The following is a 23,393-nucleotide window of genomic DNA, read 5'->3' as shown; positions in this document are numbered from 1 at the left end:
ACACTTCGCGAGCCTTCTGTCACTCGATCGTGGAATGCTCCACTGTGGACAGACAGCCGGTCCGGCAAAGCAGCACCACGTCACAGCGGTCATCGCGGTGGATGATCACCGGCCGGCCCCGGCCTCGGCGTAAGCTGGCCGCGTCAGTCGCACACGTCGTCGGAAGGGCTGCCGGGGGTATGGAAGAGAGCGCAAGCGCCACTCTCGACGATGCGGCCGAGGTCTTCGCGCAGGTGCGCCCGCGGCTGTTCGGCATCGCGTACCGCATGCTCGGCAGCGCGGCCGACGCGGAGGACGTGCTGCAGGAGGTGTGGCTGCGCTGGCAGAAGGCAGACCGCTCGGTGGTCGAGAACCCGGCTGCCTACCTCGCGACCACGACCACGCGCCTGGCCATCAACGCCACGCGCACCGCCTACGCGCGGCGCGAGACCTACGTCGGGCCCTGGCTGCCCGAGCCCGTCGACACGACGGCCGACCCGCAGCTCGGCGCCGAGCGCGCCGCCGCGCTGGAGGTCGCCGTGCTGATGCTGCTGGAGAAGCTCACGCCGACCGAGCGTGCCGCGTACGTGCTGCGGGAGGCGTTCGACTACCCGTACTCGCAGATCGCCGAGATCATCCAGACCACCGAGGTCACGGCGCGCCAGTACGTGAGCCGCGCCCGCAAGCACCTCGCTGCGGAGAAGCGCAAGCCCGTGAGCGAGGAGGAGCGCAAGAAGCTGCTCACCGCGTTCCTCGCCGCCGCGCAGGCCGGGGACCTGCCGGCGCTGGAGCAGCTCTTCGCCGCCGACGTGGTGAGCTACTCCGACGGCGGCGGCGTCGCCCGGGCCGCACGCTCGGCGATCTTCGGCCCGGCCACGCTCGCGAAGGTCATCCGTGCGTACCAGCCGTTCTTCTGGACGGATGCCGACATCGTCTTCACGCAGGTCAACGGCGAGCTCGCCGCGGTGCTCAGCCGCAACGGCGCCGTGTACGGCGTCATCAGCTTCACCTCCACGGAAGACGGCATCGACAAGATCCTCTGGATGCTCAACCCCGGCAAGCTCACCGCCGCCCTGCCCACGGACTGACGCGCTGCCGTGCGGCGGATTGTCCTCGGTCGCTGACCCGGATCGATCTGGCCGCGCACCGGCTCAGGACCCCCGCGCTGTCGAAGGGTTCCTGAGCCGCGTCGATCACGCGCCGACGTAGTCCGCCAGGTGCTCGCCGGTCAGTGTCGCGCGCTTCGCGACGAGGTCGGCCGGCGTGCCCTCGAACACGACGCGCCCGCCGTCGTGGCCGGCGCCGGGGCCGAGGTCGATGATCCAGTCGGCGTGGGCCATCACGGCCTGGTGGTGCTCGATGACGATCACGGACTTGCCGGCCTCGACGAGCCGGTCCAGCAGGCCCAGCAGCTGTTCGACGTCGGCCAGGTGCAGGCCGGCGGTCGGCTCGTCGAGGACGTAGACGCCGCCGTCGGCGCCCATTTTCGTGGCCAGCTTGATCCGCTGGCGCTCGCCGCCCGAGAGCGTGGTGAGGGGCTGGCCGAGTGTGAGGTAGCCGAGCCCGACATCGGCCAGGCGCCGCAGGATCTTGTGCGCCGCCGGGAGCTTCGCCTCGCCGTCGCCGAAGAACTCCTCGGCCTCGGCCACCGACATCGTGAGCACCTCGCTGATGTCGCGCCCGCCCAGGTGGTACTCCAGCACCTCGGCCTGGAACCGCTTGCCCTCGCACACCTCGCACGGCGTGGCGACGCCGGCCATCATCGCGAGGTCGGTGTAGACGACGCCCGCGCCGTTGCAGTTCGGGCACGCGCCCTCGGAGTTGGCGCTAAACAGGGCCGGCTTCACGCCGTTGGCCTTCGCGAACGCCTTGCGGATCGGCTCCAGCAGGCCGGTGTAGGTGGCCGGGTTGCTGCGCCGCGAGCCGCGGATCGCACCCTGGTCCACGGTCACCACGTCGTCGCCGCCCGAGACCGAGCCGTGGATGAGTGAGCTCTTGCCCGAACCCGCCACGCCCGTGACGACCACGAGCACGCCGAGCGGGATGTCGACGTCGACGTCTTGCAGGTTGTGCGTGTTCGCGCCGCGCACCTCGAGCGCGCCCGACGGCGTGCGCACCGACGGCTTCAGCTTGGCGCGGTCGTCGAGGTGGCGCCCGGTGCGGGTGCCGGACTTGCGCAGGCCCTCGATGCTGCCCTCGTACACGACCTCGCCGCCGCCGCTGCCCGCGTCGGGGCCGAGGTCGACGACGTGGTCGCCGATTGCGATCGTCTCCGGCTTGTGCTCCACGACGAGCACCGTGTTGCCCTTGTCCCGCAGTTGCCGCAGCAGGCCGTTCATCCGCTGGATGTCGTGGGGGTGCAGGCCGATGCTCGGCTCGTCGAACACGTAGGTCACGTCGGTCAGCGACGACCCGAGGTGGCGGATCATCTTGGTGCGCTGCGCCTCGCCGCCCGAGAGCGTGCCCGACGGCCGGTCGAGCGAGAGGTAGCCCAGCCCGATCTCGACGAACGAGTCGAGCGTGTGCCGCAGCGAGGTCAGCAGGGGAGCGACCGACGGTTCCTTCAGCCCGCTCACCCACTCGGCGAGGTCGCTGATCTGCAGGGCGCACGCGTCGGCGATGGAGAGCTCGCCGATCTTCGACGAGCGCGCCTCCGCCGACAGGCGCGTCCCGTCGCACTCGGGACAGATCGTGAAGGTGACCGCTCGCTCGACGAACGCGCGGATGTGCGGCTGCATCGCGTCGACGTCCTTGGACAGGAACGACTTCTGGATCGCGGGCACGAGGCCCGAGTAGGTGAGGTTGATGCCCTCGACCTTGATCTTCGTCGGTTCCTTGTACACCAGGTCGTTCAGCTGTTTTTTCGTGAACTTCTTGATCGGCTTGTCCGGGTCGAAGAAGCCGCTGCCGCGGAAGATGCGGCCGTACCAGCCCTCCATGCTGTAGCCGGGGATGGTGATGGCGCCTTCGTTGAGCGACTTGTTCTCGTCGTAGAGCGCGGTGAGGTCGATGTCGTTGACCTTGCCGCGGCCTTCGCAGCGCGGGCACATGCCGCCGGTGATGCTGAAGGTGCGGCGCTCCTTCACCGTCCGCCCCGCGCGTTCGAACGTCACCGCACCGCCGCCGCTGATCGAGGCGACGTTGAAGGAAAACGCTTGCGGCGAACCGATATACGGCTTGCCGAGGCGGCTGAAGAGGATCCGCAGCATCGCGTTGGCGTCGGTCGCGGTGCCCACAGTGGACCGCGGGTCGGCGCCCATCCGCTCCTGGTCCACGATGATCGCCGTGGTGAGGCCTTCGAGCACGTCGACTTCGGGCCGGGCGAGCGTGGGCATGAAGCCCTGCACGAAGGCGCTGTAGGTCTCGTTGATCAGCCGCTGCGACTCCGCGGCGATCGTGCCGAAGACCAGCGAGCTCTTGCCCGAGCCGGACACGCCGGTGAACACGGTCAGGCGGCGTTTCGGGAGCTCGACGCTGACGTCCTTGAGGTTGTTCACGCGCGCGCCGTGCACACGGATCACGTCGTGGCTGTCGGCGCCCTGCGGCGCGGACGAGGGCCTGGCCTTCGCCGTGGCCTTGGTCATCGGGTCTCCCTCTGCTGGGACGGGGGCCGCGCGTGCGGCGTCGACGGGTCGGTGGAGCGGCTGGCGTCGATTCAACCAGCTCGGCCGGGGTGCTCGTGCCCGGTCGGGTGCGCGCTCACCCGGAGCGGGCGGCGGCTCAGCGGTCCTGGAGCAGGCCCAGCACGTTGCCGTCGGGATCGGTGATGGTGGCGACGAGCCGCCCGCCGCCGACGTTCTTCGGCTCCTCCCGCACCACGGCGCCCGCCGCGGTCACCTCGGCCAGCTTCGCCTCGATGTCGTCGACGTGCCAGTAGGCCACGGGCGAGGGCGTGGCCTGCGGACCGCCGTTCGGCACGAGCCCGATGTGCTGGCCGGCGGTGTCGAAGCCGACGTAGTACTCGCTGTCGGCCTGCGGCGCGATCCCGAGCAGTGCGGTGTAGACCTCCTTGGCCTTGCTCAGATCGGAGACGGAGTGCAGCACGGTCTTGATGCCCTGAGTGGCGGACATGGTGGCTCCCGGGGTTCGTAGGTTCGAGCGGTTCGAGTGCGTGTCTTCGACGCTAACCGCGGAGCCCGCGTGAGCGCTTCTCGATTCCTGCTCGGTTCAGCCCCGCAACGGTGTGTCCCGGGTGTGGACGGTGCGTGGGCCGGCCACAGTGGGCGCGCGTCAGAGGCCCTTCACGAGCACGTCGTGGGTCGCCTTGAGGTGAGCGGCGAGGCGGTCGGCCGCGAGGTCGGCGTCGCGGGCGAGCACGGCGTCGAGCAGGCCGCGGTGCTCGGCGTCGACGTCGCGTGCGCCGGCCGGCTCCGCGACGGACCAGCGGCGGTAGAGCTCGCCCTTGTCGCGCAGCCGGTAGGCCATCGCGAGGATGCGCTGGTTGCGGCTGCCTTCGAGCAGCGCGGTGTGGAACGCGCCGTGGGCCTTGCCGGCGGCCACGGAGGGCTGCGGGTTGTCCGCGCGCCGGGTGACGAGCAGCAGGTGGTGGGCGCCGACCACGTGCGCCTCCCACGCCGCGTCCCCCTCGCGCACCGAATGTTTCAGCGCGAGCGTCTCGATCTCCAGCCGGGCCTCGGTGAGGTCCCGCAGGTCCGCCTCCGACAGGGCCGCGACGCGGAAGCCCTGCATCGGCCGCTCCTGCACCAGGTCGCGCTCGGCGAGGCGCAGCAGGCTCTCGCTCGCGACGCCGACGCTGGACTCGAAGCGTTGGCACAGCTGCTGGGCATCCCGCCGCTGAGCCTGCCGACGTTCGACGCGCCGGAGCTCACCCCGCTGCGCAAACCGCCGGCCGGCGCGACCGTCGGGCTGCTCGTCACGTGCGGCGCCTACTACCCGGACCCGAAGCGGCTGGAGCAGCGCAGCGACCTGTCCTACCGCCTGCTGCCGCGCGAGCGGGACCTGTCGGAGGTGCTGTTCGCGCACATGACGCCGATCCGCGCGTTCGCGCTGGCCGACCCGAACGTCGCGTACCCGCGCGACACGATGCTCGACCTCGAGCGCGCAGGCGTGATCGGCCGCTACGCCGACCACGCCGTGTCCATGGTCGGCTCGATCTCGCAGTACGACGAGCTCGCCACTGGGACCGCGCCGAGGATCGTCGACGAGTTCGCCGCGATGGGGGTGGACCTCGTGCTGGTCGTGCCGTTCTGCCCGCAGTGCCACGTCGCCGGCGGAGTCCTGGCGCACGGATCGAACGTCGTGGCCTGCCGACCACCAGCCTCACCACGCTGCCCCGCGCGGCTTCGGCGGTCAAAGCCCCTCGTGCGACGTTCCTCGACCTCCCGCTCGGCTGCCCGTGCGGCCGGCCCCGCGAGGCCGAGCAGCAACGCGCCATCGTCCGCGCCGCGTTGGAGGCCGGCGCCGCCGTGGACCCGGCCGACGAGTGGTCGCTGCCTCGGCTGCCGTTCTCGTGGGCGCCCGACGGCAGCCGGGACTGGGAAGCGCTGGTGACCGACCTGTACCGCGTCGACAACGAGATCTGGGGGAGCGTGCGGGCGAACCTCAACGCGCACGTCATGACTCTGGAGGGGGCAGGAGAAGGAGTTCACGATCCGCTGCCCCTGGCCCGGGGCGTTCGGGGTCGAGCTGGACGTGTGCGACGAGACGTCGGTGGCGCGCGCCGTCGAGGAGACGTGGTCGCGGCTCGGTGGGATCGACCTGCTGGTGAACAACGCCGGGCTCGGCATGCGCACGGTCAACCCGCGGTTCATGACCGAGCCGCGGGGGTTCTGGGAAGTCCCGGTCGAGGGTTTCCGCCAGGTGGTGGAGACGAATTTGACGGGCTACTTCCTCGTGGCGCGCGAGGTGACGCCGCGGATGCTGGCCGCGGCTGGCGGGCGGATCGTGAACATCGCGGTGAACGAGACGACCATGAGCCGGGCCGGGTTCGTGCCCTACGGCCCGTCGCGCGCGGGCAGCGAGTCGCTGTCGCGCGTGATGGCGGCGGACCTGCACGGCACCGGCGTCACGGTGAACCTGCTGCTGCCCGGTGGCGCGACCGTCACGGGGATGCTGCCGGACGCGCCCGCCGGCCACCGCTTCCTGGAGCCGGAGGTGATGGGGCCGCCCATCGTGTGGCTGGCCTCGGCCGAGGCGGCCGGGGTGCACGACGAGCGCATCGTCGCCGCCGAGTTCGAGCAGTGGCTGAGCGAGCGCGTCAGGCGCGGAACCGCGCCGGAGTGAACGAGAAGACCGCGTACTCCCGGCCCGCGTGGGCGAAGTCGCCGACGTGTTTCATGCCGAGGTGCGTGTGGACGGCCAGCGACTTCTCGTTGGCGCGCTCCACGAACAGCACGCCCGCGGTGTGGTCGGCGAGGTGTTCGGCCACGGCGGCGAGCAGCAGCCGCACCACGCCCTGGCCGCGGTGGGCCGGCGCGACCGTGACGGGGCCGTAGAGGAACACGCCCTCGGTCAGGCCCGCGGTGCGCGCGACCTCGACGGTGCGCCCGGGCGGGCCCTCGCCGGCCGAGTCCGCCGGTGACGTCAGGGCGACGCCGGCCGGTTCGCCGTCGTCCTCGGCGAGGTAGACGCCGGTGGTGGTGTCGAACCCGGAGAGCTTTTCTTCGTCGAAGCTGCCCTGCACGAAGCCCTGCGCGGCGCGTTCCCCAGGGGGCAGGCCGAGTCCGCGGGCGCTGTCGAGCAGCGCGAGGATCGCCGGTCGGTCGGCGGGTCCGGACTTGCGCACCAAGATCGTCACGGCTCCACCCTAACGAGCGTGACCAGAGCCACGCGACAATAGTGTCACTTGCATTGTTGACAATCCAGGCGACAGGCTCGTACCCTGGGTGCAGCACGAAGGGACGGCCATGAAGAGCGAAGAGGTCGAGCTGCACCTGCGGGAGCGGCTGTTGCGCGGGGACTTCACGCCGGGCAGCCGGCTGCCGGAGGTGAAACTGGCGGCCGAGCTCGGCACCACCCGCAACGCCGTCCGGTCGGCCCTGCTGGCGCTCGAGTCGCGCAAGCTGGTGGAGCGGATCCCCAACGTCGGCACGGTCGTGGCGAAGGTCGACTTCGGCCGCCTGGAGGAGATCTACGACGTCCTCGAGGTACTGGAAGGCCTTGCCGCCCGGCTCGCGGCACAGCAGGCCGAACCGCAGGACTGGAAGGCGTTGCAGGAGCTTTTCGCGCCGAGCCGGCTCGACGACGCTGCTGCCAGTGGTGACCTCGAGACGTTCCTCGCGGCCATCGACTCCTATCGCGACACCGTGATCCGCTTGGCGGAGCAGGATTTCCTCGCCGAGACCCTCGCCGGCATCCAGGACCAGGCGCACCTGCTGCGACGCCGAATCCTCATGACCCCGGGCCGGATGGAGGAGAGCCTCGCCGAGCACCGCGACATCATCGAAGCCCTCGTGCGCGGTGACGCCGACCGGGCCGAAGAGCTCAAGCGCCACAACATGAAAACCGCCCGCAAGCGGTTGCGCCGCTACCGCGATTTCCTCGTCTGACGAGAAGGAAGTTCCATGCCGAACACACCGCACGAGCGCAGGAAGGCGTTCAAAGCCCTCCTCACCGGACCCGGGCCGCTGGTGCTGCCCGGAGCGTACGACGCCTTGAGCGCCCGCCTCGTCGAGAAGGCCGGTTACCCCGCGACCTACCTGGGCAGTTTCGCCGCCGCCGCGTCGGCGTTCGGGCTGCCCGACGTCGGGCTCCTCACCTTGAACGAGATCGCCGAGCAGGCGCGCCGCGTCGTCGACGCCGTCGGCATTCCCGTGCTCGCCGACGCGGAGAACGGTTTCTACGACGCCCCGAACGTCTGGCGCGCCGTGAAGGTCTTCGAGGACGCGGGCGTCGCCGGCGTGCACATCGAGGACAACCTAGGTGGCAAGCACACGTCGATGCCCGCCGGGCTGCTTTCGGTGGAGCAGATGGCGAACAAGGTGCGCGCGGCGGTCGACGCCCGCACCGATCCCGACTTTCTTGTGATCGCCCGCTCCGACGCGGCGTGGGTCGAGCACGACTTCGAAGGCTGCGTGCGCCGGCTCGAGGCCTACGCCGCGGCCGGCGCGGACCTGGTGTTCGCGCCCGCCATCCCGGCGACCGACCTCAAGCGCGTGCGGGACCGGATCCCGGTGCCCGTGATGGTGCCCGGGGATCTGCTCGACGTGCCGGGCTCGGACGAGCCGTCGAGCACGATCGCGCAGTACGGCGAGGCCGGCGCCGACGTGGTTCTGTTGTGGTACACGGTGATCGGGGCCGCGTCGAAGAACGTCACGGCGGTGCTCGGCGCGCTGCGGGAAGGCAACGACGTGGCCGCGGTGAAGCACCTCGTCACCGAGCAGCAAGCGTTCGAAGCCGTCATGGGCTACGACGAGTACGAAAAGCGCAGCGCACGGTACGCGAGTGGGCAGGCGGCGCCGGCGTGAGCGACGAGACCGTCTACACGGGAGCGCGCCTGATCACCGGCCAGCAGGTGCTCGACGACGCGGCGCTGGTCGTGCGCGACGGGGTGATCCGGCAGGTCGGCGCGGCGGCGGACATCGTGGGCGAAGGCACCATGGTGGACGGCACCGTGGTTTCCTTGCGCGGCAAGACGGTGATCCCTGCGATTGTGAACCCGCACGGCCACATCGGGTACATGCGCGGCACCACGTCGGACGCGAGCTTCTACTCGCGCGCCAACGTCGTCGACCACCTGCACCGGCTCGCGTACTACGGCATCAGCACGTTCCAGTCGCTCGGCACCGACCGCGACGACACCGAGCTCGCCGTCCGCGACGACCAGCGCGCCGGCGCCCTCGGCGAGCGTGACGTCGCGCAGCTGTTCACCGCGGGCGCCGGAATCGTCGCGCCGACCCCGGGCGACACCAACGGCGGGCCGTTCTTCGCCGCCGACGCTGTGCACGAGGCGACCGGTCCGGACGAGGTGCGCGCGTTCGTGCGCGGCCTGGCCGAGAAGCGGGTCGACGCCGTGAAGTTCTGGCTCGACAGCCGCCACGGCACCAAGGAGAAGCTCGGCCCGGAGATCTACGAGGCCGTGATCGACGAGGCGCACGCCCACGGCATCATCGTCGCCGCGCACATCTACACGCTCGACGAGGCGAAGGCCGTCATCCGCGCGGGAGCCGACATCATCGCGCATCTGCCGCGGACGGGCACCGACGACGAGCTCATCGCGCTGCTCAAGGACAACAACGTCGCGGTGTTCACGTCGATGGCCATCCAGCGCCCGCCGGGTGAGGACTGGCTGGACGAGCCCGCGTTCGCGGACATCCTCCCGCACGACGCGGTCGAGACCTTGCGCGCGACGATCCGCGAGAAGGCACCGGAACCGCTGTTCGACACCGGCGCGGCCTACCGCGGCATGGAGAAAACGCTCGTTGCCCTGGCCGACGCCGGCGTGCGGCTGGTGTTCTCCGCTGACACGGGCCTGCTCGCGCAGATCATCGGCTTCGCCGAGCACCGTGAGCTGGAGGCTCTGGTGGCGGCCGGGTTGTCGCCGCCGGCGGCGCTGCGGCTGGCCACGGAGGTGTCGGCCGAGCTGCTGGGGCTCGCCGACCGCGGTTCGCTCACGGTGGGCAAGCGGGCGGACTTCGTCGTCCTGGACGAGAATCCGCTCTACGACATCACGGCGACCCGCCGCATCGCCGACGTGTACCTCGAAGGCACTCGCGTCGACCGCGAAGGGCTGCGCAAGGGCTGGCAGCAGGGCTGAGCCACACCGCCTGCGGAAGGCCGGTGCCCCGAGGGGTACCGGCCTTCCACTGTATCCCTTGTGGACGGTGGAGACTGGCCACGCGTCCACTGTGGTCAGCCGCCGACCTTGCGGGCGCTGTCCGCCCAGTACCGGTCTCGCAGGCGGCGCCGCATGATCTTGCCCGAACCGGTCTTCGGCAGCTCGTCGACGAACTCGACCGAGCGGGGCTTCTTGTAGCCGGCCAGGTGTTGCGCGCACACGGTGATGACGTCGTCCGCCGTCACGGTGAACCCGGGGCGCACCACCACGATCGCCTTCAGTGCCTCGCCCCACGTCTCGTCGGGCACGCCGACCACGGCGACCTCCGAGACTCCCGCGACGGTCGACACCACGTTCTCGATCTCCGTCGGGTAGACGTTGAACCCGCCGGTGACCACCATGTCCTTCTTGCGGTCCACCAGGTACAGGTAACCCTCGTCGTCGAAGCGGCCGAGGTCGCCGGTGCCGGCCCAGCCGTCCGGGCCGAGGGTCGCGGCCGTCGCGTCGGGCAGGTGCCAGTAGCCCATCATCGTCTGGTCGCCGCGCACGGTGATCTCGCCGATCTCGCCGTGGCCGACTTCGGCGCCGGTGTCGTCGACGAGCTTGACCTCCACGAACGGGCTGACCCGGCCCGCAGAGGCCAGCCGCGCCGGGATCCCGCCGGCCGGGTCGTACGCGTGGTCGCGCGCCGAGAGGCACGCGATCGGGATCGGCAGCTCGCTCAGCCCGTAGAACTGCACGAACACGTCACCGAACACCGCGCGGGCGCGGGCGAGCCGGTCCGGCGCGATCGGCGAACCCGCGTACACCACGGTGTGCAGGGAGGAGTAGTCGCCGGGCCGCTGCTCGGCGGCGAGAACGAGCAGGTTCAGCATCGTCGGCACCATCGGGAGCACGGTCACGTGGTGGGATTCGATCAGGTCCAGTACCACCGCGGGGTCGAACTTGGCGCAGGTGAGGTGTGTGGCGCCGCGCACGAAGTACGCCGGCGCCACGTATCCGCTCAAGTGGCTCAGCGGCGCGACGTGCAGTACGAGATCGTCGTCGGCCGCCGGCGGCAGTTCGAGGAGTTCGTTGCGCACCATGGCGGCCCAGGCGGCGTGGCTGAGCGTGGCGCCTTTCGGCAGGCCGGTCGTGCCGCTCGTGTAGAGGATCGCCGCGGGGTCGCCGGCGTCGGGCTTCGCCGGCCGAGCGGGTTCGGCCGCGCGCAGTTCGTCGAGTGTCGTGTCGCCCGGGCCGCCGGCGACCGTGACGACGTACCGGAGGTGGGGGAGTTCGGCGCGGATCCCGGCGAGCTGCTCGGCCCACGCGGCATCGGCGAACACGACGGACGCGGCGCAGTCGTTGAGGATGTGGACGACTTCGCGCGGGTGCAGGCGGGTGCTGAGCGCGGTGCGCACGAGCCCGCCGGCGAACAGCGCGTGTTCGGATTCGAAGAACTCGTGTCCGTTTCCCAGCAGCAGCACACCGCGGTCACCTCGGCGCAGCCCCAGCGCGGCGAGCCCGCCGACGATGCGATGCACCCGGTCGCCGAGCTCGCCGTAGGTGAGCGCGGTGCGGCCGTCCCGCACGGCGACGCGCGAGCCGAACTGGCGGTAGGCCCGTTCGTAGAGCTCCGCGATCGTGACGCGCGCACAGACGGGCCGGTGCACCAGCCCGTCCGCGCCGGGGATTTCCGTGGCTGTTTCGTCGAGCATCGTCGCCCAACCTCCTCTGCCGATCATGTGTTGGACTGATCGGTCTGAATAAGTCTCTGAAGACGCAATTATGCTTGTACCGATCGGTATAAACAAGTACTGTCCATTCATGGAAACCGGCGAAGTGCGCGCCCTCGTGGTCACGGAACCCACCGGCCCCAGTGCCCTGCGGCTCGGCACACTGCCCGCGCCTGGAGCCCACGCGGAAGTAGTGGTCGACGTGCGCGCCGCGGGCGTGACGTTTCCCGATCTGCTGCTCACCCACGGGCGCTACCAGGTGCGGCCCGACCCGCCGTTCGCGCCGGGACTCGAGGTCGCCGGGACGGTGCGCCGGGCCGCCGCTGGATCGGGCTTCGCGCCGGGCGACCGGGTGGTCGCCTTCACCGGCCACGGAGGCGGCTACGCGGAGGCGGTCGGCGTCCCGGCCGCGAATGTCGTGCCGCTGCCGGGGAACCTCGATTTCACCGACGGTGTCGGGCTGATGGTCAATTATCAAACCGCGTACTTCGGCCTCGCCGAGCGCGGCCGGCTGGAGCCGGGGGAGACGGTGCTCGTCCACGGTGCGGCGGGCGGCGTCGGCACGGCGGCGGTGCAGGTGGCGCTCGCGCTCGGCGCCCGCGTGCTGGCGGTTGTGAGTGACGACGCCAAGGCCGAGGTCGCCCGCCGCGCCGGCGCCACGGAGGTACTCCGCGCCGATGGGTGGGCCGAGCAGGTCCGAGAGCGCACCGGCGGGGTCGACGTGGTGCTCGACCCCGTCGGCGGCGACCGCTTCGACGAAAGCCTGCGGCTGCTGCGCCCCGGCGGCCGGCTGCTCGTCGTCGGCTTCACCGAGGGGCGGATCCCGCAGGTCGCCGTCAACCGCCTGCTCCTGCGCAACATCTCGGCCGTCGGCGTCGCCTGGGGCCACTACGCGGCCCACGATCCCGGCCTGATCCACCGTGTCGGCGCCGCGCTCGCGGTGCTCACGAGCACCGGCCGCGTCCGCCCGGTGCTCGGCCGCACCTATCCCTTCGCCGACGGCGCCCAGGCCCTACTGGACCTCGAATCCCGCCGGACGAAGGGGAAAAGCGTCTTGACGTTCTGACGGGCGTGCTCGGCGCCCAGCGAATTTCGCCTTCCCGGCGCCGTTCTCGAGGAAAGACTTCATCCCGGTCGCGCGGTCCTCGGTGGCGAGCGCTGACGGTCGGTTTCGGCACCGTCGCCAGTGCACCGAGCGCCGCGGAAACTCGGCGAGCGCGTCGTACGTCGCACCTGCTTGTATCAATCGGTACAAGCAGGTGCCGGTCTGGCGAGCGGACTTCGGTTGTGTCTTGGCCCATGGCGCCTCGGCCCGGCGTGGACCGGGTGGTACGGGAGCGTCCGGCGGGTACGCTCGTCCCATGAGCGACCCCGATCTGCACTTCTACTTCGACCCCGTCTGCCCCTTCGCCTGGATGACGAGCAAGTGGGTGCGCACCGTCGCGCGGCTGAAGCAGTACGACGTCGAGTGGCGGTTCATCTCGTTGCGCCTGCTGAACTCGCACATCGACTACGCGGCGCACTTCCCACCGGAGTACGAGGAGTCGCACACGTCGGGGCTGAAGCTGCTGCGCGTGGCCGCGCGCATCCGCCGCGACCACGGACCCGAGCCGATCGGCGCGTTCTACGAGAAGCTGGGGCAGGAGACGTTCGAGCAGGACGCCGTGCCCGGTGGCACGGCCGCGGCGGTGCACCGCGGGGTGCGTGACCTCGCGACCACAGCGCTCGACGCCTGCGGGCTTCCGCACGAGTATGCCGACGCGCTCGAAGACGACACCTGGGACGCCGTGATCCAGGCGGAGACCGACGTCGCCCTGACGCTGACGGGCAAGGACGTCGGCACGCCGATCCTGCACTTCGAGCCGCCGCGCGGCACCGCGCTGTTCGGCCCGGTGATCAGCCGGCTGCCCTCTGACGACGAGGCCGTCGAGCTGTGGGACCACGTCGTGGCGTTGTCGCGTTTCCCGGGTTTCGCCGAGCTCAAGCGCAGCCTGCGCGAGCAGCCGCAGCTGCCGGCGTTCGGCGTGAGCGCCGGCGAGGCCGGCAAGCAGGAGGACTGGCACGGCGGGAGCCGTCGGCAGAAGAAGTGAGACGCCGGTCGACCTGCCGGGACCTCGCCCTTGCGCTGGGGTGGGGCCGCCGGCGGATATCCTTGGAACGTTCGGTCCACGAGGGGTGAAGGCGGGCGTCGGCGAGATGACGGTGACGGGATTCGAGGCGAACCGGGCACGCGTGATCGGCATTGCGGCCGAGCTGTTCGCGCGGAACGGTTACCACGGCACCGGGATCGCCGAGCTCGGCACCGCCGCCGGTCTCGGGCGGGGCGCGCTGTACCACTACATCGGCAGCAAAGAGGCCGTGCTCTACTCGATCAGCAAAGAGCAGGTCGACTCCATGAACGCCTACGCCGAGCAGCTGCTCGACGAGGACCTCGCCGCCGAGGAGCTGCTGCGGCGCATGGCCCGCGGGCTGCTGCGCAACATCGCCGAGCACCGCTCGGAGTGGGCCGTGTTCTTCCGCGAGTACACGGCGCTGACCGGCGAGTGGCGCGACCACGTGATCACCGCGCGCGAGCGCTACGAGGGCTACTGGCGCCAGGCGCTGGACAACGGCGTTCGCGCCAAGGTGCTGCGCCAGACCCCGCGGCTGCTCGTGAAGGGCATCCTCGGCATGCTCAACTACACCTACCTCTGGTACGAGCCCGGGGGCGAGCTGACGCCGGACGAGGTCGCCGACATGTTCCTCGACGCCTTGATCGAGGGAATCCGCGCCTGACCCGGGCGCATTCGGCTCGTTTCTTGTTTTCCTGATCGAATTCCCGGTGCGGGCAGCCGTGTGCCTGAATCCTTGTACCGACCGGTCCATACAGGTATCGTCCCCGGTGATTCCAGCGTCGGACTCCGGGAGGACCCATGACTTCACCACGCGACGCGGTCGTCGTCGACGTGCTGCGCACCCCCGTCGGCAGGGGGAAGCGGGGCGGTGCGCTCTCGCACGTCCACCCCGTACACCTGCTGGCCGACGTCCTCGCCGGGCTGGTCGCGCGCAACGACCTCGACCCCGCGCTCGTCGACGACGTGATCGGCGGCTGCGTGACCAAAGCGGGGGAGCAGGCCGTGAACCCGGCCCGCAGTGCCGTGCTGGCCGCCGGGTTCCCGGAGTCGGTGCCCGCGACCACGGTCGACCGGCAGTGCGGCTCGAGCCAGCAGGCGGTGCACTTCGCCGCTCACGCGATCCAGGCCGGCGCGGCCGACGTCGTGATCGCGTGCGGCGTGGAGTCGATGTCGCGCGTGCCGATGCACTCCGACGCCCAGGGCGCCGACCACCTCGGCTCGCGAGTGGTGCAGCGGTTTCCCGGCGGGCTCGTCGGGCAAGGGATCTCCGCCGAGCTGATCTGCGCGCGGTGGGGGCTGAGCCGTGACGAGCTGGACGCGTTCTCCGCGGAATCCCACCGTCGTGCCGCTGAATCGCGTTCACTCTTCGCCTCGGACCTGGTCACGGTCGCCGAGGCGCCGGAATTCGCGGCCGACGAGACCGTCCGTCCGTCGACCACGGTGGACGGTCTGGCCGGGCTGCGGCCGTCCTTCGTGGACGAAGCCGCCGCGAGCCGGTTTCCCGAGATCGACTGGAAGATCACGCCGGGCAACTCGTCGCCGCTGTCCGACGGCGCGGCCGGCGTGCTGCTGATGAGCGCGGCCAAGGCCGAGGCGCTGGGGCTCACCCCGCGCGCCCGGATCCACACGACGGCCGTGGTGGGCGACGATCCGATCCTCATGCTCATGGGTGTCGTGCCGGCCACGCGCACCGTGCTCGCGCGGGCCGGGCTGACTGTCGACGACATCGACCTGTTCGAGGTCAACGAGGCGTTCGCGCCGGTACCGCTGGCCTGGCAGCGCGAGACCAAGGTGGAGGCCGAACGCCTCAACGTCCACGGGGGAGCGATCGCGCTCGGCCACCCGCTGGGGGCGAGCGGCGCCCGGATCCTGACCACGCTCGTCGGCGCGCTCGAACACCGCGGCGCCCGCTACGGGCTGCAGACGATGTGCGAGTGGGGCGGCATGGCCAACGCCACGATCGTCGAACGGGTCTGATTTTTGTCACACTTATCCGTCTGGACCGATCGGTACAATCAATTCATGAATGCAGAAGAGGCCAGGGTCGCGCTGATCACCGGTGCTTCACGAGGGATCGGCGAGGGCATCGCGCGGCAGCTGCTCGACCGGGGGCTGCGGGTCGCCGGCACGTATCGCTCCGGCGGGGACCGCGTCGTGAAGCTGGCCGCGGACGCGCCCGGCCGGGTGCTGCCGGTGGCGTTCGACCTCGCCGCGCCCGACACGGCCGAGGCGCTCGTCGACCAGGTCGCCCGGCACTGGGGCCGGCTCGACTCGCTCGTGCTCAACGCCGCGGTGTGGCACGGCGGCAAGCTCGCCCGCGCCGACCCCGGCGACTGGTGGCGCGTGATCGAGGAGAACCTGCGCAGCACGGCCGCGCTGGTGCGCGCCGCGATCCCGTGGCTGGCCGAGGGCGCAAACCCCAGCGTCGTGCTCGTCGGGTCAGCCGTCGGAACGGTCGGCTTCCCCGGTGACACCGCGTACGCGAGCGTGAAGGCCGCGGCGGTGGGCTTCGCCCGGTCGCTGGCGAAAGAGCTTGCGCCCCAAGGGGTGCGCGTGAACGTGCTGGCGCCCGGATTCGTCGAGACCGACATGACCGCCGCGATTCCCGACGGGGCGCGGCAGAAGATCGCCGACGCCACCGTGCTCGGCCGCTTCGGCACTGTCGAGGAGATCGCCCGCGCTGCGGTGTTCCTCGCCGAGGACGCCACCTTCTGCACGGGCGCGGTACTCGCCGCCGACGGCGGCTGGACGCTGTGAATTCCGAGACCGTGAATTCCGAGACCGTGAAACCCGAGACTGCGAACTCAAGGAGGAACCGATGACCACTGGCCTGCCCGAAGACGACTACCGCAAGCTGCGCGACGCCGTCTTCGCCACGATCTGGGACGAGCTCGACCCGCTGGAACACCAGATCGAGGACACTGAGAAGATCCCCTACGACGTGGTGCTGCCGGCGCTGCGCGCGTGCGGCGCGTTCGGCCTGATCGTGCCGCGCGAGTACGGCGGCTCCGGCCTGTCGATCGCGCAGTACCTGCCGATCCTCGCCGAGTTCGCCAAGATCCAGGGCGGGATCCGGGCGATCGTGCACGTCCACAACTCGTTCGCCCACGCGTTGTCGGAGATCGGGAACGCCGCGCAGAAGAACGAGATCCTGCCGGGTGCGGCGACGGGTGAGAAGTCCCTGGCATTCGCACTCACCGAGCCCGGCAACGGGACGGGCGCCGATCTGTCCACTGTGGCTCGTCGCGAAGGTGACGAGTACGTGCTGAACGGGCGCAAGTGGCTCATCACCAACTCCGACATCGCGTCACACTTCCTGGTGTTCGCGAAGACGTCCGAAGTGGACGTCTCCGCGCTCATCGTGCCCCGGGACGCGCCTGGGTTCACCATCGCGCCGCTGCCGGAGACCATGGGCTGCAAGGGCGCCGAGCACGGCGAGCTGACGTTCACCGACGTGCGGGTGCCCGCGTCTTCGCTGGTCGGGGCCGAGGGTGAGGGCGGTGCGCACCTGGAGCGGGCGCTTGAGGTCAGCCGGGTGTTCATCGCGGCGTCTTCGCTCGGTACGGCGACGCGGGCGCTCGAGCTTTCGGTGAAGTACTCGCAGGAGCGGGTGACGTTCGGCAAGCCGATCGCGTCGCGGCAGGCGATCCAGCGCTACCTCGCCGAGATGGCGGCGGACGTGTACGCGCTGCGCGGCATGCTGGCGGACGCCGCGGCCAAGTGGGACGCCGGCAAGCGGATCCCGGCCGAGTCTTCGCTGCTGAAGCAGTTCGGGCTGGAGGCCGTCGGGCGCGTCACCGACCGGGCACTGCTGGTGCACGGCGGCATCGGCTACACCCGCAAGTACCCGATCGAGCGGTTGTACCGCGACGCGCGCCTCAACTGGCTGGAGGAGGGCACTCCCACGATCCAGTACCTGGTTGCCGCGCGGGAGCTGCTGGAGGGCTACCGGTTCGCCGACGCGTTCGCCGGCTAGCCGTTGGTGTGGTGCTGCTCGCAAACAGGCGCGACCGGCACGTCCCGGAGCTATCTTTGACAGCAATGTCAAACATGACTTTGGAGGTCACTGTGCCGAACTCGGCGGAGCTGGTCGAATCGTTCTGGAACGAGGTCTGGAACGGGCACAACCCGGACGCGGCCGACGATTTCGTGGTCGAGGACTTCGTGATCACCAACGCGGGCGTGCGCATCGAGGGCCGCGAGAACTTCAAGGCCTGGATCGGCGCGTTCCTCGAGCAGGTGCACGACCTGGAGCTGGAGATCGTCGAAACGTTCGAGAACCACGACGGCAGCCGCGTCGCCTCGCGGTGGCACGTGCACGGGCGCAACAACGGCGTGCTCGGGTCCGAACCGGACGGTCGCCCCATCTCCTTCAGCGGCACCGCCGTGTGGGAGATCGAGGACGGCAAGCTGGTTCACAACCACGTCGAGCGGGCTTCGTACGAGCTGCACCAGCGACTGTTCGCGGCCTGACGCGTGCGCTCGGGCCTGCTACTCGCGGCCGCCCTGGCCGGCGCGGTCGCCGGGGTCGCGGCTGTCGCGTTCGGACAGACGGTGGGCGCGCTCCGGTCGCTGGTGGCCGGTGCGCCGCCCGCCGTCGTCGTGCTCGCGCCGGTCGCCGGGGCGCTGCTGTGCGTGGCGGTGGTGCGCTTCGTACCGGATGCCGGTGGCGGCGGGATTCCCCAGGTGCGCCAGGGGTTCGCGGGCTCACCCCTGCGCGGACGGGTCGCGGGCGCCAAGGCGCTGGCGTCGGGCGTGCTGCTCGGCTCCGGCGGTTCGGGTGGCGCGGAAGGCCCGGTCGTCCACATCTCGGCGGCGCTGGGGTCCGCTTTGGCCCGCGCGGTGCGGCTGCCTCCTGCTTCGGTGCGTCCCGTCGCGGCTGCCGCCGTGGCGGGCGGGGTGGCGGCTTCGTTCGGCGCCCCGCTGGCGGGCGTGGTGCTCGTGGCGGAGGTGCTCGTCGAGGGCCTCGGCGGGGCGGAGCTCGTCGCGGTGGCGATCGGCTCGGCCGCGGGCGCGCTGACGGGCTGGGCACTGCCGGGTGAACCGCTGCGGCTGCCGGATGTCGCGGTGGGCGGGTCTGCGTTCGGTGGTGTGGTGGCGGGGTTGTTCGGTGTGGTGCTGGCGTGGTCGTTGTACGTCGGTGGGGCGTGGTCCGGGTGGGTTCGCGGCGTGGCCGGCTCGCGGCGTTTCGTTGCCGACGAGGACTGGATGGGCGAGGCTGATGGCCCGGGCCGACCTGGGGTTGTCGCCGGTGGCTCTGGCGATGCTCGTGCCGCGGTGGGTGCTGCTCGGCCGGACCGGCCCAGGGCTCTCGTTCGCTGGGCCTGCTCAGGCTGGGTCCGCGCTGTTGTCGGCGGGGTGGCCGTCGGGCTGATCGTGTTCGCGGTGCCCGGTGTCGCCGGCGTCGGCCAGCCGGGGGCCGCGGCGGGCGGGCTGAGTGTGTTGCTGGTGCTGGCGGTGGTGAAGGTCGTGACGACGGGGGTGACCGTCGGGGCGGGCGGGGTGGTCGGGACGATCGGGCCGGCGTTGTTCGTCGGGGCGACGGTGGGCTCGGCGTTGCCCATCGCGGGCGGCGCGGCGGCGGGGATGGCCGCGTGCCTGGCCGCGGCGTCGAAGGCACCGGCGACGGCCGTCGTGCTCGCGGTCGAGCTCAGCGGGCTCGACCTGCTGCCGCCGATCGTGCTGGCGACGGCGCTGGGCTGGCTGACCGGGCTGCTCACGAGGCACGGCGTCTTCGATCTTCCGGAGCCGACTAGGCTGGCCGGCGAGTAGGGGAAAGGGGTTCCATGGCGGGCGTACGCCAGTTCGACGAGCGCGCGGCCCTCTCGCGCGCCCTCGACGTCTTCACCGACCGCGGCTTTCGCGCCACGTCGATGCTCGACCTGGCCACCGGCACCGGCGTCCAGCGCGGCTCCCTCTACAACGCCTACGGCGGCAAGGAAGAAATCTTCCTGCGCGCCTTCGGCGAATACACAGCCGACTTCCTCGCCGGCGCCTCCGCGGCCCTCGACCGGCCGACGAAACGCGCGGCCCTCCTGTCGTTCTTCGACTACTGCATCGAGACCTTCACCGCCGGCACCCCGCCCCACGGCTGCCTTTCCACCCGCACCGCCATCGAAGCGGCCACGGAGTCGCCCCGCGCGGAGTCCGCCGTGCGGACGCTGCTGCACGAGCTGGAAACTCTGGTGCACGCCAAGCTGTCCACTCTGGACGACGGCGTCGAGTCCCCCGTGGACCTCCACGGCGCCGCCCGGCTCGTCGTCAGCACCACACGCGGTCTCGCGGTGATGGAACGGGTGCGCTACGAGCCGGACGAGCTGCGGGCGATCGCGGAAACCCTGGTGACGTCACTGTTCGGTGGCTGAGGCCTGTCTCATGGTCTGCCCGTCACGGCGGAGCAGAGGGCCGAGAGTCCCGCGGTTCAACTCGGTGGCCGCCGGCACGGCGGCCTCACCGAAGAAACACAGGCTCTCCTCGTGGTGGTTGCCGACGATGCCGAACGACAGGTCCTTTCGACACGAAGATCAGGTAGTCCCCGTTGGGGTAGTGGGTGTACTCCCAGCCGTCGAGATCCGTGATGTCCGTGACGCGGTGCGGCCGGTACTGGGCCGACTCGTGCACGGCCCGAAGCCGAATTCGGTGGCGAACTCGGCCCACAGCTCGCGCTGGAGCTCCCCATCGAGTTCGACCCAAGCGAATTCCGGCACGTCCCGGAGCCTACCGGGCATCGCGAGGGGCGTTGCCGTTTCGGCAATGAAGCTTGCCGAGAAGGTCGCCCACTCGGCAGATTGGTGCCCGGCGGACAGACGAAGGCGAGGCACATGAACACGCAGTCCTGGGACGAGATGTACCGCGGTCGCCCGCAGGTGTTCAGCGGCGAGCCCAACGAGGTGCTCGTGGCGGAGGCCGCGGGGCTGGCGCCGGGGGAGGCGCTGGACGTCGGGTGCGGGGAGGGGGCCGACGCGGTGTGGCTGGCGCGCCGGGAGTGGCGGTGGACGTCGCGGAGACGGCGTTGCGCCGGGGTGCGGCAGCGGGGGCCGACGTGGCCGGGCGGGTGGCGTGGACGCGGGCCGATTTGAGCACCGTCGGGTTGCCGGCCGGGGTGTTCGATCTCGTGTCGGCGCAGTACTTTCCGTTGCCGCACCGGCCGCAGCACGAGGCGCTGCACCGGTTGCTCGCGGCGGTCGCGCCCGGGGGCACGCTGCTCGTCGCCGGACACGATCCCGGCGACGAGGGCGTGGACTACGGCGGCTACTACCGGCCCGACGAGATCGCGCGGCTCCTCGGCGAGGAGTGGACGATCCTGGTCCACGAGTCGCGGCCCCGGAATCGGCCGGGGCCGGAGGGCACTCACCACACCCGCGACGTCGTCCTGCGCGCGGTCAATTCCGGCGGGGGGCCAGCAGCAGAGCGGTGAACGTGATCGCGCACGCCACCACGATGTACAGCGCGATCACCCACGACCCGCCGAACCCCGCGAACAACGCGGCCGCGATGAACGGCGCCGGGCCGCTCGTGATCAAGCCACCGACCTGGTACGCGACCGAAACGCCCGTGTAGCGGTGTTCCGCGCCGAACAGTTCGGCGAGGAAGCCGGCCATCGCGCTGTAGGTGGTGGCGTGGCCCAGGGTTGCGAGCAGGAACATCGCGAGCAGCACCGCGGCCGGCGCGCCTGTGTCGAGGAGCCAGAAGAAGGGGAACGCGACGGCGGCCGAGTACACCGCGCCGGCGAGGAGGACCTTGCGGCGGCCGATGCGGTCGGCGAGGACGGCGACCAAGGGCACGGCCGCGATGTCGACCAGTGAAGCCACGATGAGGCAGGTCAGCACCGTGCCCCGGGACACCCCCGCGGAGTTCGGCCCGTACGACAGCACGAAAACGCTCGCGATGTAGAACGGGATGTTCGTGCCCGCCTGCGCGAAAATCCCGACGAGCACCGCGCGCAGTGATCGTCGCAGGGTGTCCCTCAACGGAAACGTGGGCGCGTCGGGGCGCTTGAACTCCGGGGACTCCTCGAGTCGCGACCGCACGTACAGCCCGACGAGGATGAGCACCGCGCTCGCCAGGAACGGCAGGCGCCAGCCCCAGCTCAGCAGCTGGTCCTTCGGCAGCTGCTGCACCGCGAGGAACGCCGACGCCGACAGCACGAGACCCGCGGGCACCCCGGCCTGCGGCCAGCTGCCGTAGAACGCGCGCCGGTGCGGCGGGGCGTGCTCGACGGCCATCAGCACCGCGCCGCCCCACTCGCCGCCGACGGCGAAGCCCTGCAGCAGCCGCACGAGCACCAGCAGGATCGGTGCGGCGACGCCGATCTGGCCGTATGTCGGCAACAGGCCGATGGCGACCGTGCCGCCGCCCATCAGCAGCAGCGACAGGAAGAGCATCCGCTTGCGGCCGATCCGGTCGCCGAAGTGACCGAACACGATGCCGCCGAGCGGGCGCGCCACGAAGGCGACCCCGAACGTCGCGAAGGCCGCCAGGGTGCCGGCCAGCGGGTTGAGCGTGGGGAAGAACTGGGCGTTGAAGACGAGTGTGGCCGCCGAGCCGAAGATGAAGAAGTCGTACCACTCGACGGCGGTGCCGACGAAACTCGCGAACGCCACGCGCGCGGGTCTGACCCGCGTCGCCTGCTGCTGCTCGACAACCACAACTACCTCCGACGTCATTGGGGAGACGGCACGCGAACGGCGTGCCGGTGGTGGCCGCCACGGGTCCCGGACCAGCGGCGGACGGACCAGGCCGGCGATCTTCAAGCCCGTGACCTGGGATGTTGCGCGGAACTATAGCCGTACCGACCGATCGGTACAAGCCCTTGCGGGCTGTGAGGCAACGCTCCTGCCCCGCCCGGCGCGGCCTGCTGCCCGCGCCGGTGCGCAACGAGTAGAACAACGGTGGTGAGCGACGAAGTGTCCTTTCGCGACTTCGAGGTTTTCCTCGCGTTCGCCCGGAACGAGCACTTCGTCCGCGCGGCGGAGGAGCTCGGCGTCAACGCGACGACGGTGCAGCGCAGCGTCCGCGCGCTGGAGCGCAAGCTCGGGGTCGACCTCGTCGAGCAGCACGGGCGCCGCGTCCGGCTGCGCGAAGCCGGCCGGGTGCTCGCGCGCGAGGCGAGCTCGGTGCTGCGCACGCGCGCCGACGCGATCGTCACCACCCGCGCCGCTTCAGGGGATCTGCGGCAGGTGCTGCGGATCGCGCACACGTTTTCCCTCGGGCTCGGCTTCGTGCCCGAGGTGCTGGCCGGCCTCCTCGAACGCCACCCCGACCTGCGGTTCCGCTGCCACCAGAGCTCCGCGACGGACGCGGTCACCCACCTGCTGCGCGGCGACGCCGACGTGGTGCTCGGCTCAGCCGCCCCGGCCGACCCCGACGTGGTGGTGCTGCCGCTGTTCACCGAACCCCTGCTGCTCGCGGTGCCGATCGGGGATCCGCTGACCCGCCGTGATGTGGTGCACCTGCGCGAAGCGAAGGACCGGTCGTTCGTCGCCATGGCGCCGGGCGCGAGCAGCCGCGCGCACCTGACTGGTGCGTGCGCCCGTGCCGGGTTCGTGCCGCGCGTGACGGTGGAGGGCAGCGACCCGTTCGTCGTCGAGTCGATGGTCGGCGCGGGGCTCGGCGTTTCCGTGGTGCCGGGCCGGATGGCCGATCACCACCACCCGCGCGTCGTGCGGATCCCGATCGCCGACGAGGGCTGTCACCGCACGATTTTCCTGTCGCACCGCAAAAAGTCCGCTGCGACGCCGATGGTGCGGGCGCTCACGAGCGTCGCGGTGGCGCGGGGCGGCGACTGACCGTTGCGATTTTCGCAACGGACCGGCGCGGGGTTGTCGTTGTTCGCGGCGGGCGGCGTTG

General features: G+C 71.0%; 23 protein-coding genes. 17 read left to right on the top strand and 6 right to left on the bottom strand.

What is annotated here, in order from left to right:
- Positions 1-179 precede the first annotated feature (179 nt).
- A complete protein-coding gene (locus AB0383_RS05165; RefSeq protein ID WP_364182383.1) occupies positions 180-1,067 on the top strand; it encodes an RNA polymerase sigma-70 factor in 888 nt (295 codons plus the stop codon).
- Between the two features lie 105 nt (positions 1,068-1,172).
- Here the strand turns inward: AB0383_RS05165 and AB0383_RS05160 are convergent, their stop codons facing one another.
- The 3 genes from AB0383_RS05160 to AB0383_RS05150 all read right to left on the bottom strand — a co-directional run bounded on the left by AB0383_RS05160 (position 1,173) and on the right by AB0383_RS05150 (position 4,668).
- Positions 1,173-3,563 (bottom strand): excinuclease ABC subunit UvrA, encoded by a 2,391-nt coding sequence (locus AB0383_RS05160; protein WP_364182380.1) that lies wholly within the window; start codon positions 3,561-3,563, stop codon positions 1,173-1,175.
- Positions 3,564-3,699: 136 nt separating this feature from the next.
- A complete protein-coding gene (locus tag AB0383_RS05155; RefSeq protein WP_364182377.1) occupies positions 3,700-4,050 on the bottom strand; it encodes a VOC family protein in 351 nt (116 codons plus the stop codon).
- 159 nt (positions 4,051-4,209) lie between these two features.
- Positions 4,210-4,668, bottom strand: coding sequence for an FCD domain-containing protein (locus tag AB0383_RS05150; RefSeq protein WP_366185288.1), 459 nt, complete (start codon positions 4,666-4,668; stop codon positions 4,210-4,212).
- A 78-nt stretch (positions 4,669-4,746) separates the two neighbouring features.
- On the opposite strand from AB0383_RS05150, the gene AB0383_RS05145 reads away from it, so the two are divergent.
- On the top strand, positions 4,747-5,490 hold the full coding sequence (locus AB0383_RS05145; protein ID WP_366185286.1) for a hypothetical protein: 744 nt from the start codon (positions 4,747-4,749) through the stop codon (positions 5,488-5,490).
- Positions 5,491-5,589: 99 nt separating this feature from the next.
- On the top strand, positions 5,590-6,222 hold the full coding sequence (locus AB0383_RS05140) for an SDR family oxidoreductase (protein WP_366185530.1): 633 nt from the start codon (positions 5,590-5,592) through the stop codon (positions 6,220-6,222).
- On the opposite strand, the gene AB0383_RS05135 is transcribed toward AB0383_RS05140, so the two are convergent.
- Entirely contained in the window at positions 6,197-6,736 is a 540-nt protein-coding gene (locus tag AB0383_RS05135) for a GNAT family N-acetyltransferase (RefSeq protein WP_366185284.1), read from the bottom strand. The two genes, AB0383_RS05140 and AB0383_RS05135, sit on opposite strands and share 26 nt — an antisense overlap.
- 109 nt (positions 6,737-6,845) lie before the next feature.
- Here AB0383_RS05135 and AB0383_RS05130 point away from each other — a divergent pair, with 109 nt between their 5' ends.
- From AB0383_RS05130 to AB0383_RS05120, 3 genes are read left to right on the top strand one after another with little or no spacing between them, the layout of a single operon-like run.
- Positions 6,846-7,487, top strand: coding sequence for a GntR family transcriptional regulator (locus AB0383_RS05130; RefSeq protein ID WP_366185282.1), 642 nt, complete (start codon positions 6,846-6,848; stop codon positions 7,485-7,487).
- Positions 7,488-7,502: 15 nt separating this feature from the next.
- On the top strand, positions 7,503-8,405 hold the full coding sequence (locus tag AB0383_RS05125; protein ID WP_366185280.1) for an isocitrate lyase/PEP mutase family protein: 903 nt from the start codon (positions 7,503-7,505) through the stop codon (positions 8,403-8,405).
- Positions 8,402-9,694, top strand: a complete 1,293-nt coding sequence (locus tag AB0383_RS05120) for an amidohydrolase family protein (RefSeq protein ID WP_366185278.1) — start codon at positions 8,402-8,404, stop codon at positions 9,692-9,694. The genes AB0383_RS05125 and AB0383_RS05120 overlap by 4 nt, the downstream gene beginning before the upstream one ends.
- 95 nt (positions 9,695-9,789) lie before the next feature.
- On the opposite strand, the gene AB0383_RS05115 is transcribed toward AB0383_RS05120, so the two are convergent.
- Positions 9,790-11,412, bottom strand: a complete 1,623-nt coding sequence (locus AB0383_RS05115) for an AMP-binding protein (RefSeq protein WP_366185276.1) — start codon at positions 11,410-11,412, stop codon at positions 9,790-9,792.
- 109 nt (positions 11,413-11,521) lie between these two features.
- Here AB0383_RS05115 and AB0383_RS05110 point away from each other — a divergent pair, with 109 nt between their 5' ends.
- From AB0383_RS05110 to AB0383_RS05065, 10 genes are all read left to right on the top strand, one after another.
- The gene (locus AB0383_RS05110; RefSeq protein ID WP_366185274.1) at positions 11,522-12,496 is read left to right on the top strand and encodes an NADPH:quinone oxidoreductase family protein; all 975 of its coding nucleotides are present in this window, start codon (positions 11,522-11,524) and stop codon (positions 12,494-12,496) included.
- 295 nt (positions 12,497-12,791) lie between these two features.
- Positions 12,792-13,520: a DsbA family protein gene (locus tag AB0383_RS05105; RefSeq protein WP_366185272.1), complete on the top strand. Its 729-nt coding sequence runs from the start codon at positions 12,792-12,794 to the stop codon at positions 13,518-13,520.
- A gap of 106 nt (positions 13,521-13,626) precedes the next feature.
- A complete protein-coding gene (locus AB0383_RS05100; RefSeq protein WP_366185270.1) occupies positions 13,627-14,205 on the top strand; it encodes a TetR/AcrR family transcriptional regulator in 579 nt (192 codons plus the stop codon).
- A 137-nt stretch (positions 14,206-14,342) separates the two neighbouring features.
- Positions 14,343-15,521 carry a thiolase family protein gene (locus AB0383_RS05095; protein WP_366185268.1) on the top strand — a complete coding sequence of 393 codons (1,179 nt, stop codon included), beginning with the start codon at positions 14,343-14,345 and terminating at the stop codon, positions 15,519-15,521.
- A 45-nt stretch (positions 15,522-15,566) separates the two neighbouring features.
- Entirely contained in the window at positions 15,567-16,301 is a 735-nt protein-coding gene (locus tag AB0383_RS05090) for an SDR family oxidoreductase (protein ID WP_364182340.1), read from the top strand.
- Positions 16,302-16,362: 61 nt separating this feature from the next.
- The gene (locus AB0383_RS05085) at positions 16,363-17,520 is read left to right on the top strand and encodes an acyl-CoA dehydrogenase family protein (protein WP_364182337.1); all 1,158 of its coding nucleotides are present in this window, start codon (positions 16,363-16,365) and stop codon (positions 17,518-17,520) included.
- A 74-nt stretch (positions 17,521-17,594) separates the two neighbouring features.
- Positions 17,595-18,017, top strand: a complete 423-nt coding sequence (locus AB0383_RS05080) for a nuclear transport factor 2 family protein (protein WP_364182334.1) — start codon at positions 17,595-17,597, stop codon at positions 18,015-18,017.
- Positions 18,018-18,020: 3 nt separating this feature from the next.
- Positions 18,021-19,316, top strand: a complete 1,296-nt coding sequence (locus AB0383_RS05075; protein WP_366185265.1) for a chloride channel protein — start codon at positions 18,021-18,023, stop codon at positions 19,314-19,316.
- Positions 19,317-19,330: 14 nt separating this feature from the next.
- Positions 19,331-19,909 carry a TetR/AcrR family transcriptional regulator gene (locus AB0383_RS05070; protein WP_366185263.1) on the top strand — a complete coding sequence of 193 codons (579 nt, stop codon included), beginning with the start codon at positions 19,331-19,333 and terminating at the stop codon, positions 19,907-19,909.
- Positions 19,910-20,535: 626 nt separating this feature from the next.
- Positions 20,536-20,961 carry a hypothetical protein gene (locus AB0383_RS05065; RefSeq protein ID WP_366185261.1) on the top strand — a complete coding sequence of 142 codons (426 nt, stop codon included), beginning with the start codon at positions 20,536-20,538 and terminating at the stop codon, positions 20,959-20,961.
- Here AB0383_RS05065 and AB0383_RS05060 read toward each other — a convergent pair.
- Entirely contained in the window at positions 20,927-22,210 is a 1,284-nt protein-coding gene (locus AB0383_RS05060) for an MFS transporter (RefSeq protein WP_366185259.1), read from the bottom strand. The genes AB0383_RS05065 and AB0383_RS05060 overlap by 35 nt on opposite strands.
- Before the next feature lie 228 nt (positions 22,211-22,438).
- Here AB0383_RS05060 and AB0383_RS05055 point away from each other — a divergent pair, with 228 nt between their 5' ends.
- Positions 22,439-23,332, top strand: coding sequence for a LysR substrate-binding domain-containing protein (locus AB0383_RS05055; protein WP_366185257.1), 894 nt, complete (start codon positions 22,439-22,441; stop codon positions 23,330-23,332).
- The last annotated feature ends 61 nt before the right edge of the window (positions 23,333-23,393 follow it).

This window comes from Amycolatopsis sp. NPDC051373 (assembly GCF_040689465.1).
Classification (GTDB): Bacteria; Actinomycetota; Actinomycetes; order Mycobacteriales; family Pseudonocardiaceae; genus Amycolatopsis.
This window is presented reverse-complemented; position numbering and strand designations above follow the sequence as displayed.

What these genes read in the sequence shown, in the direction of transcription:
- AB0383_RS05150 (WP_366185288.1), bottom strand. Translation starts at nt 4,668, where the DNA reads ATGCAGGGCTTCCGCGTCGCGGCCCTGTCGGAGGCGGACCTGCGGGAC.
- AB0383_RS05165 (WP_364182383.1), top strand. Translation starts at nt 180, where the DNA reads ATGGAAGAGAGCGCAAGCGCCACTCTCGACGATGCGGCCGAGGTCTTC.
- AB0383_RS05060 (WP_366185259.1), bottom strand. Translation starts at nt 22,210, where the DNA reads ATGACGTCGGAGGTAGTTGTGGTTGTCGAGCAGCAGCAGGCGACGCGG.
- AB0383_RS05090 (WP_364182340.1), top strand. Translation starts at nt 15,567, where the DNA reads ATGAATGCAGAAGAGGCCAGGGTCGCGCTGATCACCGGTGCTTCACGA.
- AB0383_RS05085 (WP_364182337.1), top strand. Translation starts at nt 16,363, where the DNA reads ATGACCACTGGCCTGCCCGAAGACGACTACCGCAAGCTGCGCGACGCC.
- AB0383_RS05105 (WP_366185272.1), top strand. Translation starts at nt 12,792, where the DNA reads ATGAGCGACCCCGATCTGCACTTCTACTTCGACCCCGTCTGCCCCTTC.
- AB0383_RS05080 (WP_364182334.1), top strand. Translation starts at nt 17,595, where the DNA reads ATGACTTTGGAGGTCACTGTGCCGAACTCGGCGGAGCTGGTCGAATCG.
- AB0383_RS05155 (WP_364182377.1), bottom strand. Translation starts at nt 4,050, where the DNA reads ATGTCCGCCACTCAGGGCATCAAGACCGTGCTGCACTCCGTCTCCGAT.
- AB0383_RS05115 (WP_366185276.1), bottom strand. Translation starts at nt 11,412, where the DNA reads ATGCTCGACGAAACAGCCACGGAAATCCCCGGCGCGGACGGGCTGGTG.
- AB0383_RS05095 (WP_366185268.1), top strand. Translation starts at nt 14,343, where the DNA reads ATGACTTCACCACGCGACGCGGTCGTCGTCGACGTGCTGCGCACCCCC.
- AB0383_RS05130 (WP_366185282.1), top strand. Translation starts at nt 6,846, where the DNA reads ATGAAGAGCGAAGAGGTCGAGCTGCACCTGCGGGAGCGGCTGTTGCGC.
- AB0383_RS05100 (WP_366185270.1), top strand. Translation starts at nt 13,627, where the DNA reads ATGACGGTGACGGGATTCGAGGCGAACCGGGCACGCGTGATCGGCATT.
- AB0383_RS05110 (WP_366185274.1), top strand. Translation starts at nt 11,522, where the DNA reads ATGGAAACCGGCGAAGTGCGCGCCCTCGTGGTCACGGAACCCACCGGC.
- AB0383_RS05160 (WP_364182380.1), bottom strand. Translation starts at nt 3,563, where the DNA reads ATGACCAAGGCCACGGCGAAGGCCAGGCCCTCGTCCGCGCCGCAGGGC.
- AB0383_RS05070 (WP_366185263.1), top strand. Translation starts at nt 19,331, where the DNA reads ATGGCGGGCGTACGCCAGTTCGACGAGCGCGCGGCCCTCTCGCGCGCC.
- AB0383_RS05125 (WP_366185280.1), top strand. Translation starts at nt 7,503, where the DNA reads ATGCCGAACACACCGCACGAGCGCAGGAAGGCGTTCAAAGCCCTCCTC.